The following is a 16,296-nucleotide window of genomic DNA, read 5'->3' as shown; positions in this document are numbered from 1 at the left end:
TTGGATGAGCGGCAAAACTCGAAATCACAAGCTAGGGATAGGTCAGAGCGCTCTCACTTCTTGAGTGTAAGAGGGCTTGGCGATGATTTCCTACTTTGTTGGTCTCGATGTTTCGAAAGCGACTGTGGATGTGGGGTTTCTTCCTGCGAATTACCCGCAGTTCCAGATCAGTAACGACTCTGATGGCTTCGCTCAGCTGATTGCATGCCTGAACGGGCTTGAAGTCGAGCGAGTACTGCTTGAGGCCACCGGTGGTTATGAGAGGGCTTTGCTCAAGGCCCTGCAGCTAAGCGGTCTTAATGTGGTTCGCGTCAATCCCAAGCGCGCTCGTGACTATGCCAGATCCATGAACAAGCTTGCCAAGACCGACAAAATCGACGCTCGGATGCTGGCGAAGTTTGCCCGAGATATCGAGGACTTGCCGCCGGTTGAGCCTAACCAGGCTCGGGATGAGCTGGGGGAGTTGATCAAGCTGCGAGGCAATCTGGTCAAGGATCGAGACAGCAACAAGCGCCGGATACAACAAACCACTCAGGCCATAGCTATATCCACCTACACCGATCTCATCGCTTATCTGAACCAGAAAATCAAAGCACTGGATGAGGCGATTGAGAAGGCCTCGAACGCCCTGAATCAGGAGAAAGCCAGTCAGTTGAGATCGGTGAAAGGGATTGGAGTCATTGCGTGCGGCACGCTCATGGCATCGCTGCCTGAGCTCGGAGCCGTGACAGGGCGCAAGATCGCGGCCCTGGTAGGGTTAGCCCCTTACAACAACGACAGCGGCAAGAAGAGCGGCCCCAGATCGATCGAAGGCGGGCGCTATGCAGTGCGCCGTGTGCTCTATATGTCGACCTGGTCAATGGTTCGCCACGATCCGGAAGTCAAAGCCGAATATGAGGCTCTGCGAGCGCGAGGCAAACTTGCCAAGGTCGTTATTGTGGCCTGCATGCGCAAGATCCTGGTACGTCTTAACGCGATGCTGCGAGACGGCACGAAGTGGAAAGAACCGAAATCTCAGATACCCGCAACCTGACAGCAAGCGAGGGCTGATTTACTGAAAAGCGGGCTTCGCCAGCGAAACCGCAATGCGGTATCGCTGGCGAAGCCATGCCTGAAGGGGGCGTTTGAAAAAAATCCTTAAAGACAGTTGCTCCCACAGGGACCGGGCCAACCGCTACTCCCGGGTCTGGCTCGGGGCCTGGGGGAGCCGGCCTTGCCCGCGATGGCGTCATTTCAGGCGAAACCTTTGCCTGCGCTGAGCTGCCCCAGAAAACCGCCTAGTCCAATTGGAGGATGAAGCCGCTGGCGCCTCTGCCCAATCATGGCGGTCATGAATTCACCCATTCATAAAGGGGGTATTAGCCGACCCCCAGGTGTTCACCCGAGGACAACAAGAAAATGACCAAACTCGCCGAGATCTCCCTCGACAATGCCCAGCGCACTCACCGCTATGCCCGCGGCTGGCACTGCCTGGGCAATGCCGCCGACTACCGCGACGGCAAGCTGCACACCCTGAATATCTTCGGCACGCGCCTGGTGGCCTTCGCCAACAGCGAGGGCGCCATCAGCGTGCTCGATGCCTATTGCCCGCACATGGGCGCCGACCTGTCCCAGGGCACGATCGAGAACGATCGCGTGGTCTGCCCGTTCCACCACTGGAAATACGACACCGCCGGCAAGTGCGTGGAGATCCCGTACTGCAAGCGCATCCCGCCGAAGGCCAAGACCCGCGCCTGGCTGACCTGCGAGGAAAACAAGCTGCTGTTCATCTGGAACAACCCGGAAGGCAAGCCGCCGAGCGAAGGCGTGGTGATCCCGCACCTGGAGGTGATGGACAGCCCCGAGTGGATCCACGAGTGGAACATCGACACCATGCTGATCGAGACCAACCCTCGCGAACTGGTGGACAACCTGGTGGACGCCCAGCACTTCGGCCCGGTGCACGGCACCCCGACCAAGTACTTCGCCAACATCTTCGAAGGGCATATCGGCCACCAGATTTTCCATGGCGATTCCGAGCGCCTGGGCGGCGACCTGATCGCCGAGTCTGCCTACTACGGCCCGGCCACCCACTTCACCCACCTGAGTTCGATGTTCGGCGACGTGCGCATCCACGCCATCCTGCTCAACAGCCACGTCCCGGTCGGCCCCAACAGCTTCGAGCTGCGTTTCGGCTGCATGGTCCAGCGCGTGCCGGGCTGGACCGAAGAGCAGAACCAGGAAGTGGCCAAGGCCTATGTGCAGGGCAACCGTGACTCGTTCTACCAGGACGTGGACATCTGGAAGCACAAGATCCGCATCGACAAGCCGGTACTGGCCGAGAACGACGGTCCGGTCTATCAGTTGCGCGAGTGGTACGAGCAGTTCTTCACCGACGAAGAACAGGTGCCGGCGGTGATGGCCGAGCGTCGTGAGTTCGTCACCGTCGACGAGCGTTGAGATACCCGGGCCTGCTGTCCGGCAGGCCCGATCCCGAACCACGGGTCTGGAGAACGCCGACAATGAAAACAAAAAGCCTTCTTGCCTACTGTGTTCCGCTGTCCATTCTGTTTTTCGTGGTGCTGACGGTACTGGTCTCGGTGCCGGCGGAGTCACGCAGCGCCAAGGCCTGCCGGCAGATGCCGGGATGCCTTGGGGTGGTGGCGTCTTTCCAGGGCTGGCCGAGCCTGCGCTAGCCCCTTATTCCAGCCTGACGCCACCGTCATAGGGCGTCTGCAAGTCCCGCTCCGGGATTTCCCAGATCAACAGCTTCGGTGGCGTCTGTATGAACGCCGGGCTGTTGAAATAGGCCTTGGCCGCTCCCGAAAACTCGCCGCCGTCCTTGCCGAAGTTGCCGATCGGCGCGGCCAGCGCCTGCTGCAGGAAACCGGCGAAGTTGGAGTTGCGTGAGAACGAGGTGCCGATCAGCGCTACGTTGGGCAGGTTGTCGTCGCCGAACAGGTCGTCGAGGCTGTCGCCACTGCTGTCGGCGTCCGGGGTCTGCTCGTTGATGACCGAGGCAGCCACCGTTTCCTGGGCCGGTTGCAGCGATGTCGGCAGCCAGTCAAGGCCGGCCAGGCGCACCAGGTCACCGGCACGCGGCGCGGCAGGCTGCGGGGTGACATCGAAGTTGCGTCTGGGCGTGGCTTCGAAGCCCATGGCCGCTACCTGTTTGCCGATCGCCAGCGCTGCGGCGTGGGCGCCGGCTTCGCTCCAGTGGGTGTCCAGGCGCAGGAAGGCGTCGGCTCCCAGCGGCTGCAGCGCCGGCGCCAGGTCGATGACGGCAATGCCGGCGCCGTGCAAGGCGTGGGTCCAGTCGCGCACCCGCGGCTCCAGGCTGGCCGGACGCGGCAGGTCGCAGAGCTGGCCGGCGGCAATGCGGCTCTTGTCCGGCACCACGCTGACCAGCAGTTCGATGCCGCGTTTCTTCAACTGATCCCGCAGGGCGATCACCGCCTCGGCCTTGGCCCGGGCGTTGTCGGCGGCGTGCCGGTTGAGCTTGAGCTCGTCGCTGATGAACAGCCACTGCGGGCAGCCTTCGCGCACCCGTGGCCCGGTATCGCCGAGCGTCAGCCAGCTTGTGGCACGCTCCAGTTGCGCGGCTTTTTCCGGCAGCGGCGCCTTGGCCAGTTCCTTGGCGATGCGGTGGGTGATTTCACCCTCCAGCACCGCATCGTTGGACAGCGGCTTGCCGGGCAGCAACTCGAGCTTGCCGCTGAACGCCAGCCAGGCGCAGGAGGCGAGGCCCGCGACAAGGAAGGCCGCCAGGGTGACGCCGGCCAACGGGCTGGTGCGCAGGGCAATCTCGCTCGGTGGCGTCGGCGCCGTACTCGGAGGAGGGGTCTTGGTCGTCATCAGAACTGGAAGTACAGGAAGGGCACGGCGTCACGGCTGGCGATCAGGGAAAACGCCAGCAGGAAACCGGCCACGGGCCAGAGGGCAGCCACCACCGCATACAGCGCGCTGTGACCGAAACGTTGTTCGAGACGCGCCTGGTACAGCGGCGCCACCACGCAGAACACACCCAGCGCCGCCGCCAGGGCATGCACCGGACGCACCGTGGCCGACAGCGCTTCGCCCAGGGCGAAGGCGTGCAGGCCGAACTGGCCGGCGTACATGGCCAGGGCGGTGTCGAAGTCCGGGGCACGGAACAGGGTCCAGGCCAGGCACACGAACAGCAGGGTCAGGGTGTGCGACAGCACTTTCGGGATGGCCGGCAGGCTGGAACGGCTCCAGGCCCGGTCGATGCACAGCGCCACGCCGTGGGCCGAACCCCAGAGCAGGTAGTTCCAGCTGTCGCCGCCGTGCCACAGGCCGGCGATGGCCATGGTCAGGAACAGGTTGCGGTAGGTGTTCCAGGTACCGAAGCGGTTGCCGCCCAGGGCGATGTACAGGTAGTCGCGCAACCAGCTGGACAGCGACAGGTGCCAGCGCCGCCAGAAGTCCTGGATGCTGCTGGCCAGGTACGGCCGGTTGAAGTTCTCCGGGAAGTGGAAGCCGAGCATCAGGCCCAGGCCGATGGCCATGGCGCTGTAGCCGGCAAAATCGAAGAACAGTTGCAGCGAGTAGGCCAGGCAACCCAGCCAGGCGTCGAGGAACGACGGGTTGTCCAGGTGGAAGGCCACGTCCACCAGCGGCGACAGGGTGTCGGCTACCAGCACTTTCATGCACAGGCCGATCATGAAGCGGCGGGCGCCGAGGGAGAAGTTCTGCCAGTTGAAGTAGCGCTGGTTGAGTTCGCGGCGGACCCAGTCGTAGCGAATGATCGGCCCGGCGATCGAGTGGCCGAACATCGAGATGTAGGTGGCGAAATTCACCAGGCTGCGTTCCACCGGCACGGTATGCCGGTGTACGTCCACCAGGTAGGAGATCGCCTGCAGCACGATGAACGACAGTCCGGCCGGCAGCGCCACCCGTTGCCACTCCATCGGCAGGTAGCCGTAGTGGCTGATCAACTGGTTGTAGGTGGCGGCAAGGATATTGGCGTACTTGTACCAGCACAGCACCAGGGTGTTGAGCACGATCAGCGCCGCCAGGAGGCGCAGCCGTCCCAGCGAATCCTCGCGGCTGCGGTCCACCGCCAGGCCGCCGGCCCAGGCAATCACCGTGAGCACTACGTGCAGCAGCAGGAACAGCGGGCTCAGCCAGCCATAGAAGAACCAGCTTCCCAGCAGTAGTACCAGGTTGCGCCCCCGCGCCGGGCTGAGGGCGTAGACCAGCATGAACAGCGGCAGAAACAGCGTGAGGAATTCGAGGGAGGCGAAGACCATGGGGCGGTGGACGTCCTGTCAGTTGGCCAAGGTGTCGGTGGTGTTGAGCAGGCGCGGACCTTCGGCGCCGGGCAGCAGCATCACGCTGTAGCGCTCGCCGGCCTTGAGCTCGCCCAGGTCCAGCGGGTTGCCGACGTTGGCGTTGGCGCAGACCAGTTGCACCGACAGCTTCACCGGGTTGATCGAGCGCCGCTGCACACTGCCGTCGGCGGCATCCTTGAACAGGTCGGCGTTGCGCCCGGCCGGACGCAGCGTGGGTGCCTGGCAGGCCGGATCGAGGCTGATGAAGGCTAGCGAGGCTTTCAGGCCGTTGAAGTCATCGGGCTGCTCGCGCACCACGCGCTGGCTCAACGTGCCGCCGTCGTTGAAGGCGAACACCGTGGCGAACTCGCCCGGCGCGACCTGCAGGTCCAGCGCCGAACTGGCGGCGCCGTTCTTGAGGGTGCCCTTGATCGGCTTGTTGGCCGGCACCTGCAGGTAGGCCGAGACCTTCTGGCTGTCGTCCAGCTTGAGGCTGGCCTTGGAGCCGCTAGCCTGCATGTCCAGCACGCCGGGCGCGACGTTGACGAAGCGCAGGAACGCCGAGTCTTCGCTGGGACCGGTGGGGTACAGCGCCACGTCGGCAGCGGCGGTGCCGGCCAGCAGTGCAAGGGGCAGGGCGGCGAACAGGCTGGTCAGGCGGCTCATTTCTTCGCACCCTTGACCACGTCGCTTTTCAGCAACTCGTCGGTGATCGCCTTGCCCCAGCTTGCGTAACCCTGGCTGGTCAGGTGCTGTCCGTCGATGGTTGCCCACTGGCCCTGTTTGGAGAATTTCAGCGAGTCGATGTACTGGCAAGGCGCGACGTTGGTCGAAAGGAACGCCGATGCCTGCTCGACACGGGCGTAGGTCTTGCCGTACTTGCCGCCTTCGCTGCCCCAGTTCGGTCCGACCCAGACGCACCGGGTCTTGGTGTCATCGATGGCCTTGGTCAGCTTCTTGGTTTCCTGCCAGGCCCAGGTCTTGGGGAAGGCCGACTTCTTGTAGTCGGCCATGGTGTCGCCCATGACCACGATGATCAGGTCGGGTTTGTCGGCGGCCACCAGCTGCGCGATGGGCTGGGTGCTGGCCTTGTTGCCCAGCACCACGGCCTTTTCGTTGCCACGGCGTTCGGCGCCGCCGCACTTGCCGCCCGGGGAGGTGGTGGTCCAGTCGCCGGCGTTGGAACCACAGACACCCAGGGTATGGACCTGGGCGCCTTGCTGAACCAGGTTTTCGTGCAGGTCCTTGATCAGGTAGCTCGGTGTCGCCAGGTGGCTGTCGCCGATCATCAGGATCGTCAGGCCAGCGAGAAGGGAAGAAGCAGCCATGTGAAGAACTCCTTTTTTGGCTCAGTTCGCATAAGGGGAACGGTAAGGATTGACAGGCAGCGGCATGGCGCCGCCGCCGTCATCGAACAGGTAGCGCAGGTACAGGCCACCGGTGAACTGGCGATAGTCGCGGGCGTTGTCCATGCCCAGGGCGCCGCCGAAGAAGAAGCCGCCGCCGAGGCGGTATTCGCCGCTGGCGCCCAGGGAGTAACCTACGCCGCTCTTGTTCTGGTCCACGTAGTGGGTCTTGATCGCTGCGCCACCCAGGGTGTTGCCGTTGTTCGCCAGTTGCTCCAGCGCTGCCTGGCTTCCGCGGTTGCGGAAGTAGGGGGCGCCGTCGAGCTCGATGTGCTGCACGCCGAGGGAGCTCTGGATCTGGTAGCTCCAGTCCGCGCCCCGTTGCGCCCAATTGAACGGTACGCCGATGGAGAAGTAGTTCTGCGGGCTGAAGTAGCCGCCATGACCGTAGGTGAAGAACGTCTGGTTGTTGTCGTAGTGCATCGCCGACAGGCTCAGGCCGCCGGTCAGGCGAGCGTCTTCATTGCTGAACAGGTACCAGTAGATGCCGCTGCCCAGTTCCGCACGGGCGTTGTTCTCGACATTGTGGCCGACCAACTTGGCCCAGCTTGCATAGGCATAGGTGCCGAAGCGCTGGTTGTCGAAGCTGACCTGGCCGCGCAGGCCGTTGGCGGTGACGCCACCCCATTCGACATCGGAGCGATGGTCGCGGGCACCGGCGAAGGAGACCAGGCTGTCGTTCACCGAGCGGCGCGAGAGGTTGAGGTTGTAACGGAAATTGCTGCCGTCGGTGAACGGACGGTCCAGGCTGATGCCACCGACCACATTGGTGTAGCGGAACCCGACCGGGCTGGTGCCCAGATCGACGTTGAGGCCCAGCGATGGCATCTCGTAGGCGACCGCGAGGCCGGCACCGGCGTCTTTCTGTGTACCGATGCTCTCGCCGACAGCGCTGGCGAGGGCGTCGGACTGCTCGTCGATGGGCAGGTCAAGCAGCGCGTTGCCCTGGGCTTCGGTCAGGCCGCCAAAACGCAGATCGCCGCCGCTTGGCTGGTGGATGGTCCCGGTATTCAACCAGACCGGCGTAACCCTCACAGCCATGCGGTCATCGCCGATCGGGAAGCTGATTTCGAACGGTGTCTCGACGTCGGTGATCTTGCTCAGGGCCGACTCGCCGTTGTTGCCGCGAATGGTCGCGCCCTGCTTGATCTGCGGGCTGCGCGATTCGCGCACGCTGGTCAGTTCTTTCTCGATGACGGCGCGCGGGTCGGGGTTGACCACGGCGGTTTCGGCGTCGTCCAGCGCCCGTGCGCTGCGGCGCAGACCTGGCTCGTCGTCACGGCTGGCGAGCAGCAGCGGTTCGTCGAAACGCTCGCTGTCCCGGGGCTCCTCGACGTTGTTGCGGCGCTTGCTCTGCACCCGTGCCGGATCGGGAATGTCGTTGAGGGCCATCTCGCCCAGGCGCGAGGCCTTGCGCTGGCCGGGCTGGCCGACGAAGGGGTTGGCGGCGATGGCCTGGCCGAACGGGTTTTCGATCACCTCTTCTTTCGGCGCCTGCAAGGCCAGGGCCTCGGCGTACAGCTTCTGGGCCTTGGCCAGCTTGCCGCGGCTGCGGTACCAGGCTGCAGCGGTGCTCAGTACCTGCGGGTTTTCCGGGGCCAGTTCCAGGCCGCGCTCAATGGCGCGTTCGGCGTCGGCGGTCTGGCCGTTCTGCTGGAAGGCGAGGGCCGCGGCCATCTGTACATCGGCGTTGTCCGCCTGCGAGGCCAGCAACGGCTGGAACAGGTCTACGGCTTTCTGCGGATTGCGGTTGTCCATGTACATGCGTGCCAGCGACGACACCGCCTGGACATCGTCCGGGCGCTGCGCCAGTGCCGGGGCGAGGGTGTCATAGGCGGCCACCAGGTCGCCTTTCTCCCGCAGCAGGTCCGCCTGGCGCACGGTGTACTGGAACAGCAGGTCATCGTAGGCGCGCTGTTCGGCAGGCTTGAGCGGCACGCCGCGTATGTCGCGCAGGATCTCGTTGACTTCCATGTCCTTGCCGGACTGCAGCAGGGCGCTGGCGTAGGCGATGCGCAGGGCCGGTGTCGGCTTGCTGCTCTGGGCGATGGCGCTGCGCAGCAGGGTCACGGCGCGGTCGGCCTGGCCGATATCGATATAGGCGTTGGCCAGTGCGGCATACAGATCGGGTTTGGATGGCAGACGGTTTTGCGCGCCTTGCAGCAGCCTGATGGCCTGGGAACGCTTGCCTTCCTTGACCAGCGCCGAGGCCTGGGCGGCCAGCAAGCGCAGGTCGAGTTCTTCGGCGAGGCTGTTCATGGCCGCGCTGCGCTGGCTGACGGGAATGCGGTCGAGCAACTGGCGGGCCTTGCTCCACTGCTCCACGCGACTGGCGAACAGCGCGCCAGCGTACAGGGCTTCGGGCTTGTCGGGGCTGGCCTTGACCAGTTCGTCCATGAGTTGCCGGGCTTTGCCCGGCGAGCCGGTCTTGAGGTAGACGGCGGCCAGGTCCGAGCGGGTCCAGGGGTTCTGCGGGTCGTCGCGCACGGCGTCTTCCAGTGCCGTGCGGGCGCTGTCCAGGTCACCACGGCGCTCGAAGTCCTTGGCCTTGCCGGTGGCGATAGCGGCGCGCAGCTTGCGCAGGTCGCCCAGGCGCTGGCGCTGGATGTCGCTGAGGTTGTCGATCAGGCGCTGGGCCTCGGCGACCCGGCCGCTCTGGGCCAGCACGCTGACCAGGCCGGCGAGGGCGTCGGGGTGGTTGGCATCCAGGCTGAGGGCGTGGCGATAGGTGGTTTCGGCGCGTTCGAACTGGCCCTGGGAGGCCTGCAGGTCGGCAAGGTTGAGGTGGCCCTGGATTTCCCGCGGGCTGGCGGCGATGGCTTTCTGCAGCAGCTCGCGGGCCTTGTCGGGGCTGCCGGCCTCACGGGCCTGGGCCGCTTCATCCAGCCAGATCCAGTAGCGGTTGGCGGCCAGCGCGGCCTGCCAGCGACTGGCGTTGCCTTGTTTGATGGCCTGGCGCAGCAGGGCGTCGGCGTCGCTCAGGCGGCCCTGGCGCTGACGCACCAGCCCCAGGCCGCCGAGGGCGTCGGCATCCTGCGGCGCCTGGCGCAGGCGGGCCTGGAAGGCCTGTTCGGCACCACTCAGGTCTTCGTCCTGCAAGGCCTTGAAGCCCCGTTGCAGGTGCGGGTTCTGCTGGTAGGCCGATTGTGCCTGGCGCTGGCCGGTGCGCATCTGTTCGCGGACTTCCTCGTCATCCGGATAGGCCTTCAGGTAGTCCTCGTAGAGCGCGATGTCGGCCTTGCTGCCGCCAAGCCAGGACAGGCCCTGGCGCCAGGCTTCCACGGCCTGGCTGCCGATGGCCGGATCATTGCGGAACGAGGCCAGCCGGCGGATGCCGTCGGCGCGGGTGCTTTCGTTGCTCAGCAAGAGCTTGGCCAGGGTCAGCTTGGCCTGGGCGTTGTCCGGGTCCTGGCGCAGCAGGCGTTCAAGGCCCTGGCGTGCTTCCTGCCAGCCGTTGGCGGTGTAGCCGAGGGTGCCATAGAACTCCAGGGCCAGGTCGCCCTGGGGCGCGGCACCGTCGAACAGATCGCGGTAGGTGGCCACCGCCTTGTCGGTTTCGCCGGACTCGACCTGCACCCGCGCCTCGTTCAGGCGTTCAGTGCTGGCGTCGCCGTGCAGCTTGATCGCCTGCTCCAGCAACAGGGCCTGGCGCCCGTCGGGATGGGCGTTTTTCAACTGCTCGAGGTAGCGCCTGGCGTTGGCCGGACGATCGCTGTCCAGCTCGATCAGGCCGAGGTTGTAGATGGCGTCGGCCTGTTGCGGATCGATCAGCAGCAGCTTGCGCCAGGCTTCCGAAGCCCGCGCATGGTCATTGCGCGCTTGCCAGTAATGGCCCTGTTCGAGCAGGGCCTTGCCGTTCTCGCTGAGTTCGGCGTGACCGCTGTTGTGGATCAGGGCGGCGAGCAGGCCGACGGCTAGGGTTTGGCGGCGCGAGCGCATGAGGTCTCCCAGAGAGGTTGCAGCTTCCCGTCGGCGAGGAAGCGGTAGTGTTCATCCATGTAGCCGAGGGCAAACAGGCTGAGCACCACGTCGTAATAAGGGGGTTGCCTGGTTTGCACCGCTTCCGGGCTCAGGCTTTTTGCCAGCAGCGCATCGACGCGCGCACGCTGCTGTTGCTCCAGCCAGGGTTGCTGGCGAGCCTTGAAATAGGGCAGCAGGGCGGCAGAGAAGCCGAAGGGGCCATCGTTGTCGCCGAAGGTGTTGCTCTTGACCTGGATTTTTTCCGGCGGCGCGCCGCGGGTCGCGACCTGCAGGGCCATGCCGCCGAGGCTGTCGAGCACCGGCTTGAACAGCGGGTCGCTGTTGGGGGTCAGGCCCGCCCACAGGTAGGTGCGGATGGCGTCATAGCTGCCCAGCTCGCCCTTGACCGGGTCGATGACGAACAGCCCGCCGTTGGGGCCGGTGGCCCGGTAGCCGACCCAGTCCGCAAGGAAACCGTTCTGGGCGGCGCCCTTGACCAGCGTGCCGGTGGAGCGGGCGATCTCGTTCCACGGGCCTTGCGGATCGGCGCCGGCCATGCGCCGCAGCACCGGCACCGGCAGGTAGCTGGGGTTGAGGTGCCAGAAATGATCGGGCTTGGCAAAACCTTGCGGGCCGGGCAGCAGCATCTTGCCCAGGCCCGGCAGGTCGGCCACTTCCTTGCTCTTGATGTTATTCAGCAGCAGCTCGGCTTCCTGGCTGTAGCGCTCGTCCCTCCACAGCCGGGCGGCTTCGATCAGGTCGTAGGCGAACCACAGGTCGGCGTCGGACGCCGAGTTGGTGTCCAGCAGGCGCCACTGGCCCTTGTCGTCCTTGCCCCACCACCAGCCGGGCAGGTTGCTGCCAATGTCGCTGCCGGCGAGGTTGTTCTTGGCCCAGGCCCAGAGCTTGTCGAAGGCCACGCGGTCGTTGGCCACCAAGGCGAAGAACATGCCGTAGGACTGGCCTTCGGACGAGCTGTGCAACTGTGGCGTGCTGGCATCCAGCACCCGGCCATCAGGCTGGATGAAATGCTGGGTGAAGCTCTGCCACAGCGGCCAGTCGCTTACACCGCACTGATCGGCGGCCTGGCTGGTGAGCGGCAGCAGGGTGGCGGCCACCGCGGCTGCGAGCAGTGTCTTGATCGTACGCATGGATCACTCGTCCTTGAGGCGGCGACGGGCGATGGCCCGCAGCGAGAAGTAGGCCGCGCAACTGACCAGGCCGACACCCGCGACGGTCAGCAACAGCAGCATGAACACGTGCCGCGACAGCAGCCACTGGATGTACTTGAACGGGCCGAGATGGCCGACGTAGTAGGTTTCGTCCGCCACCAGCGACTGGATCTGCTTGCCCTTGATCACCGCCAGGCTGCCCTGCAGCGACTGGGTGTAGTGCTGGCCGCCGATCAGCGCATCGGTGATTTCGCTCAGGTGCTGTTGCTGCGGGCTGGACAGCAGTACCACGCTGCGACCGCTCTTGAGCGGCGATTCGAAGCCGCTGACGTAGGAACTGCCGCTTTCGCCGCTGAAGGTCAGGGCGCCGCGGGACTTGCGCAGGTTCGCCACCGGGTCGGGGCTGATCCATTCGCGCAGGCGCAGCGGCAGGTCGGAGAACTCGACGTAGCGTTTGGCGTCTTCGCTGCGGCTTGGCAGGTAGTCGGCCCAGGTCTTGAGCAGCGGCTGGTTGTTGCCAGACGACAGCACCAGCAGGTCCTTGTCGGCGAACTGCGTGACCTCATCGGCCTGGCCGACGCTGACGGCGGTGGCCGGGTAACCGGTGGAGTCGCCGAAGCGGCCGAGCACGGTCAGATAGGCATCCCAGTCGGCAGGGCCGGCGTTGTCAGGGAGGATCACCGCGGTCTGCGACAGGTCGGCGAGGCGGGTGAAGGGGAAACCGCTGTCCTTGAACACGCCCAGGTTCGGCATGGCCATGAAGTGGTCATAGCCGCTCAGGTCGAGGGTGGATTCCGGGTCGATGGCGCCGCGCATGTTATCGATGATGATGTCGCCACATTCGCCCTGCTTCAGGTAGTCGTACATGAAGCGCAACTGCAGGCGCGACTGCAGCGCCACCGAATCCAGCGGCAGCAGCATGCTGGCTTCGCGGCCGAGGCTGTCGTCGCTCTTGAGGGCGCTGAGCAGCTTCTCGCCGGCGCCCATGCTCTGGATCGACGGCAGGTTCATCGAACGGATGAAATTGTCGTTGAAGCTGACCATCAGCGACGAGTTGGTGGACGTCTGCTGCGGCGTGTAGCGGTACTTGAGGTTGAGCCGGGCACCGTCTTCGCGCCAGTTGAACAGGTCCGGCGGAAGGCGCATCGGAATGGTGATCATCGCCGGCGCGTAGCCGGAGACATTGAGCTGGCGCGGCTCCAGCAGTTCGCCGAGGCGTACCGCACGGTCGGTCGGCAGCCAGTTGGGCGCGTCGTAGGGCTGGCGCGGCACAAGGATGTCGACCGCGTCGATCTGCACGCTCTGCCCGGAAAGGCTGCGGCTGCCGATCACCAGAGCGGTGGCGGCGCGCTTGATTTCGTCGCTGTCGCGGCCGGCGATCACCAGCAGCTTGCCGAAGCGGTCGTTGGGGTTGCTCACCAGCGACAGGGTCGGGCCCTGCACCGCCGGCAGGTCGAGGCCGTCGAGGTGGCTGGCGTCGCGGCTGTTGACCAGCACGATACCGTTGCCCTTGGCCGGCAAGCCCTGAACCTGGGTAGCGAAACGCGCACCGCGGTAGCTGGCCAGTGCGCCCAGCCAGGACGAGACCGCGCCGGCGGCCTCCAGGGTGGTGTTGTCGGGCGCGGCGGCAAACACGAACGGCATGTCCAGGGCGCGGCGGTCGCGGCGGTCGAACAAAGGCAGCGGCAAGCCGGCGAGGTCATTGGGCAATTCCACTTGCGAAACCTGGATGTCCAGTTGGCTGTCGCTGCTGACCTTGGCCCACAGGCTCGAATGCAGCGGGTCTTCGCACTGCATGGTGTAGTGGCCGATCAACTGCACGCTGAGGCGGTTGAACTCGGTGATCAGGTACGGCGGGATCTGTATCGTCTGTTTCTGCAGGGTGCCGGCGCCTTCCTTGGGCAGCGGCAGGCTGGCGGCCACTTCGTCGTTGACCAGGATGTTGATCTGCGACAGGTCGCTGAGCAGTGCCGGCGAATAGGTGTACTGCAGCGTCAGTTGGGCACCGGTCACCACTTCGTCGGCGCGCATGTCGAAGTTGACCGTGTCGCTCGACTCGATGCCGCGCAGGCTCATGGTGTAGTCCTTGCCCAGGGCCTTGAACGTCAGGCGATAGCCGGGCGCGTCACTGGAGATGACGGCAGCCTCGGGGCTGGCCGGGGCTGGCGTCGCAGCCACCACGTCTTCGGCACTGGCCGCATGGCTCAGGCCCAGCAGCAGCGCACAGGCGAGCAGGGTGCGCGGGCGGCGCAGCAGAGTGACGTTTTCGCCGATGAGAGCCGTGACAGTCATTGGTTTTCCATTGCGGGTTCGGGAGTGGAGGTGTCGCTGTTGCGGAAGTAGCGACGATGGTGCAGTGCGGCCAGGCTGGCCTTGCCCAGGTCGGACATGCCGCGCAGGCCGACCTTGCTCACCGAGCGCAGGGCACGCCATGGGGTATCGACATGGCTGCCGCCCCAGGTCGAGGCCCAGGTATCGGCGCGGGAGAACGTCAGGCGGACCATGTCGCTCTGCTGGCGCAGGGTCAGTTCCTTGAAGCGCATGCCGGCCATGTTGCCGCGGGCGAACATCACCCGCGCCGGCAGCACGCAGGCCTGGCCCTGGCGGTGCAGGGTGACGTCCAGTTCCATGTCCTTGCTCAGGCTCAGCTCGGGCGGCAGCTTGACGCCGACGCCGCTCTGCGAGAAGTCGAGGGTGGTGCAGTCGAAGCTGCGGCCGTCCGGCAGGGTCAGGCGTACCGGCAGTTCGGCATGGACCCGGGGCTCGGTGCGCACCTGGCGGCTTTCACTGGCCACCGCCACGGCGGCGCTGGTCATGATGACGTTATAGAGCGTCCAGCCCAGGTTGATGATGATGGTGATCACGGCGTTGGGGTCGCCGATGAACAGTTGCACCACACCACAGACGATGCCGATCAGGTTCAGCGCCAGGAGGACGATGTAGGGCCGGGCCAGCTTCCAGTCGAAGTAGTCCTTCTCGATGATGCCGCCCTTGTCGGTGACGTTGAAGCCACCGATTTTCGGGTTGATCAGTGCCACCAGTACCGGACGCATGATGTACCAGGCCAGTACCGACTCGTAGACCTCGTTCCAGAACGAGTGGCGGAAACGCCCCTGGATCCGCGAGTTGGTCAGGCTGGCATGGAAGATGTGCGGCAGCACGTAGGCGGTGATCATCAGTGCCGAGGCATGGAAGATCTGTGCGCCGAAGATCAGGTAGGCCAGGGGCGCCGTGAGGAACACCAGGCGTGGCAGGCCATAGAAGAAGTGCAGCATGGCGTTGACGTAGCAGACCCGCTGGCCGAAGTTCAGGCCCTTGCCGGTGAAGGGGTTGTCGGTGCGGAAGATCTGCGCCATGCCCCGGGCCCAGCGGATCCGCTGGTTGATATGTCGCGACAGGCTTTCGGTGGCCAGGCCCGCGGCCTGGGGAATGGCCAGGTAGGCGGTGTTGTAGCCCTTGCGGTTGAGCTTGAGGGCGGTGTGGGCGTCCTCGGTCACGGTTTCCACCGCCACGCCTCCGACTTCCAGCAGGTGGGTGCGGCGGATGACCGCGCAGGAACCACAGAAGAACGTGGCATTCCACAGGTCGTTGCCGTCCTGCACCAGGCCGTAGAACAACTCGCCCTCGTTGGGCACCGAACGGAAGGTGTTGAGGTTCTTCTCGAACGGGTCGGGGGAGAAGAAGAAGTGCGGCGTCTGCAGCAGCGACAGCTTCGGGTCCTTGAGGAACCAGCCCATGGTCACCTGCAGGAAGGAGCGGGTCGGTACGTGGTCGGCGTCGAAGATGGCGACGAACTCGCCATCGGTGACCTTCAGCGCTTCGTTGAGGTTACCGGCCTTGGCGTGACGGTTGTTGTCGCGAACGATGTAGTTCACCCCGATCTGCCGGGCGAACTCGCGAAATTCCTCGCGGCGTCCGTCATCGAGCACATGGACCCGCAGCTTGTCACGGGGCCAGTCCATGGCCTGGGCGGCCAGCACGGTGAGTTTGACGATGCTCAGCTCTTCGTTGTACGTCGGCACGAACACGTCCACCACCGGCCATTCTTCCGGCGGCTGGGTGAGGATCTTCGGTTTGCGCTTGAGCGGCCAGGCGGTCTGCATGTAGCCGAAGGCGAGAATGATCAGCGCGTAGGTCTCGGCGGCCACCAGGCCGTAGCCGAAGAACATGTCCACCCAATTGTCGAAGCCAAGGGTGTCGGTCAGGCGCCAGTAGACGTAGCGCAAGGTGGCGATCAGCGACAGGACGATCATCGCCAGCACCGCCATGCGCCCCGGCACCTTGCGCAGGATCAGCAGCAACCCCAGGCACAGCCCGGCGAACGCGAACTGGCGCTCCAGATCCAGCGGCGCCGTGATGACGGCCACCAACAGCAGCAGGCCGATCACCGCCGCGGTGATCTTCAGGCCGAGCTTGACCACATGGGGCCAGTGTTCCATTCGGGTAAGCCAGGCAAACGCCCGCGCTCTCCTGGACGTCGGCAGCTCC

At 65.1% G+C, this 16,296-nt stretch carries 11 protein-coding genes; 3 read left to right on the top strand and 8 right to left on the bottom strand.

Annotated elements, in window-relative coordinates; all coding sequences use genetic code 11:
- Window positions 1-82 precede the first annotated feature (82 nt).
- The 3 genes from AC05QJ_RS18320 (at window position 83) to AC05QJ_RS18310 (ending at window position 2,675) form a co-directional block, all read left to right on the top strand.
- Window positions 83-1,033, top strand: coding sequence for an IS110 family transposase (locus AC05QJ_RS18320; protein WP_476742461.1), 951 nt, complete (start codon window positions 83-85; stop codon window positions 1,031-1,033).
- 365 nt (window positions 1,034-1,398) lie between these two features.
- The gene (locus AC05QJ_RS18315) at window positions 1,399-2,439 is read left to right on the top strand and encodes a 3-ketosteroid-9-alpha-monooxygenase, oxygenase component (RefSeq protein ID WP_476742706.1); all 1,041 of its coding nucleotides are present in this window, start codon (window positions 1,399-1,401) and stop codon (window positions 2,437-2,439) included.
- A 62-nt stretch (window positions 2,440-2,501) separates the two neighbouring features.
- The gene (locus AC05QJ_RS18310; protein ID WP_476742705.1) at window positions 2,502-2,675 is read left to right on the top strand and encodes a hypothetical protein; all 174 of its coding nucleotides are present in this window, start codon (window positions 2,502-2,504) and stop codon (window positions 2,673-2,675) included.
- A gap of 4 nt (window positions 2,676-2,679) precedes the next feature.
- On the opposite strand, the gene AC05QJ_RS18305 is transcribed toward AC05QJ_RS18310, so the two are convergent.
- The 8 genes from AC05QJ_RS18305 to bcsA are packed head-to-tail and all read right to left on the bottom strand — an operon-like array spanning window position 2,680 to window position 16,247.
- Complete coding sequence (locus AC05QJ_RS18305; protein WP_476742704.1) at window positions 2,680-3,834, bottom strand: alginate O-acetyltransferase AlgX-related protein; 1,155 nt, start codon at window positions 3,832-3,834, stop codon at window positions 2,680-2,682.
- Window positions 3,834-5,249: an MBOAT family O-acyltransferase gene (locus AC05QJ_RS18300; RefSeq protein WP_476742703.1), complete on the bottom strand. Its 1,416-nt coding sequence runs from the start codon at window positions 5,247-5,249 to the stop codon at window positions 3,834-3,836. Before AC05QJ_RS18300 ends, AC05QJ_RS18305 begins: the two co-directional genes overlap by 1 nt.
- 18 nt (window positions 5,250-5,267) lie before the next feature.
- On the bottom strand, window positions 5,268-5,936 hold the full coding sequence (locus AC05QJ_RS18295) for an alginate O-acetyltransferase AlgF (protein WP_476742702.1): 669 nt from the start codon (window positions 5,934-5,936) through the stop codon (window positions 5,268-5,270).
- Complete coding sequence (locus AC05QJ_RS18290; protein WP_476742701.1) at window positions 5,933-6,598, bottom strand: SGNH/GDSL hydrolase family protein; 666 nt, start codon at window positions 6,596-6,598, stop codon at window positions 5,933-5,935. Before AC05QJ_RS18290 ends, AC05QJ_RS18295 begins: the two co-directional genes overlap by 4 nt.
- Window positions 6,599-6,619: 21 nt before the next feature.
- The gene (locus AC05QJ_RS18285) at window positions 6,620-10,615 is read right to left on the bottom strand and encodes a cellulose biosynthesis protein BcsC (protein WP_476742700.1); all 3,996 of its coding nucleotides are present in this window, start codon (window positions 10,613-10,615) and stop codon (window positions 6,620-6,622) included.
- A complete protein-coding gene (gene bcsZ / locus AC05QJ_RS18280; protein WP_476742699.1) occupies window positions 10,591-11,787 on the bottom strand; it encodes a cellulose synthase complex periplasmic endoglucanase BcsZ in 1,197 nt (398 codons plus the stop codon). Before bcsZ ends, AC05QJ_RS18285 begins: the two co-directional genes overlap by 25 nt.
- Window positions 11,788-11,790: 3 nt before the next feature.
- Entirely contained in the window at window positions 11,791-14,100 is a 2,310-nt protein-coding gene (bcsB, locus tag AC05QJ_RS18275) for a cellulose biosynthesis cyclic di-GMP-binding regulatory protein BcsB (protein ID WP_476742698.1), read from the bottom strand.
- On the bottom strand, window positions 14,097-16,247 hold the full coding sequence (gene bcsA, locus AC05QJ_RS18270; protein ID WP_476742697.1) for a UDP-forming cellulose synthase catalytic subunit: 2,151 nt from the start codon (window positions 16,245-16,247) through the stop codon (window positions 14,097-14,099). The genes bcsB and bcsA overlap by 4 nt, the downstream gene beginning before the upstream one ends.
- Window positions 16,248-16,296: the final 49 nt, after the last annotated feature.

It is taken from the genome of Pseudomonas sp. TUM25319, from assembly GCF_056388475.1.
The sequence above is the reverse complement of the archived record's forward strand: the minus strand, read 5'-3'. Positions and strand labels throughout refer to the sequence as shown.

Excerpts from the sequence above, each read along its gene's own strand:
- AC05QJ_RS18320 (WP_476742461.1), top strand. The coding sequence starts at position 83 with ATGATTTCCTACTTTGTTGGTCTCGATGTTTCGAAAGCGACTGTGGAT.
- AC05QJ_RS18315 (WP_476742706.1), top strand. The coding sequence starts at position 1,399 with ATGACCAAACTCGCCGAGATCTCCCTCGACAATGCCCAGCGCACTCAC.
- AC05QJ_RS18310 (WP_476742705.1), top strand. The coding sequence starts at position 2,502 with ATGAAAACAAAAAGCCTTCTTGCCTACTGTGTTCCGCTGTCCATTCTG.
- AC05QJ_RS18305 (WP_476742704.1), bottom strand. The coding sequence starts at position 3,834 with ATGACGACCAAGACCCCTCCTCCGAGTACGGCGCCGACGCCACCGAGC.
- AC05QJ_RS18300 (WP_476742703.1), bottom strand. The coding sequence starts at position 5,249 with ATGGTCTTCGCCTCCCTCGAATTCCTCACGCTGTTTCTGCCGCTGTTC.
- AC05QJ_RS18295 (WP_476742702.1), bottom strand. The coding sequence starts at position 5,936 with ATGAGCCGCCTGACCAGCCTGTTCGCCGCCCTGCCCCTTGCACTGCTG.
- AC05QJ_RS18290 (WP_476742701.1), bottom strand. The coding sequence starts at position 6,598 with ATGGCTGCTTCTTCCCTTCTCGCTGGCCTGACGATCCTGATGATCGGC.
- AC05QJ_RS18285 (WP_476742700.1), bottom strand. The coding sequence starts at position 10,615 with ATGCGCTCGCGCCGCCAAACCCTAGCCGTCGGCCTGCTCGCCGCCCTG.
- bcsZ (WP_476742699.1), bottom strand. The coding sequence starts at position 11,787 with ATGCGTACGATCAAGACACTGCTCGCAGCCGCGGTGGCCGCCACCCTG.
- bcsB (WP_476742698.1), bottom strand. The coding sequence starts at position 14,100 with ATGACTGTCACGGCTCTCATCGGCGAAAACGTCACTCTGCTGCGCCGC.
- bcsA (WP_476742697.1), bottom strand. The coding sequence starts at position 16,247 with ATGGAACACTGGCCCCATGTGGTCAAGCTCGGCCTGAAGATCACCGCG.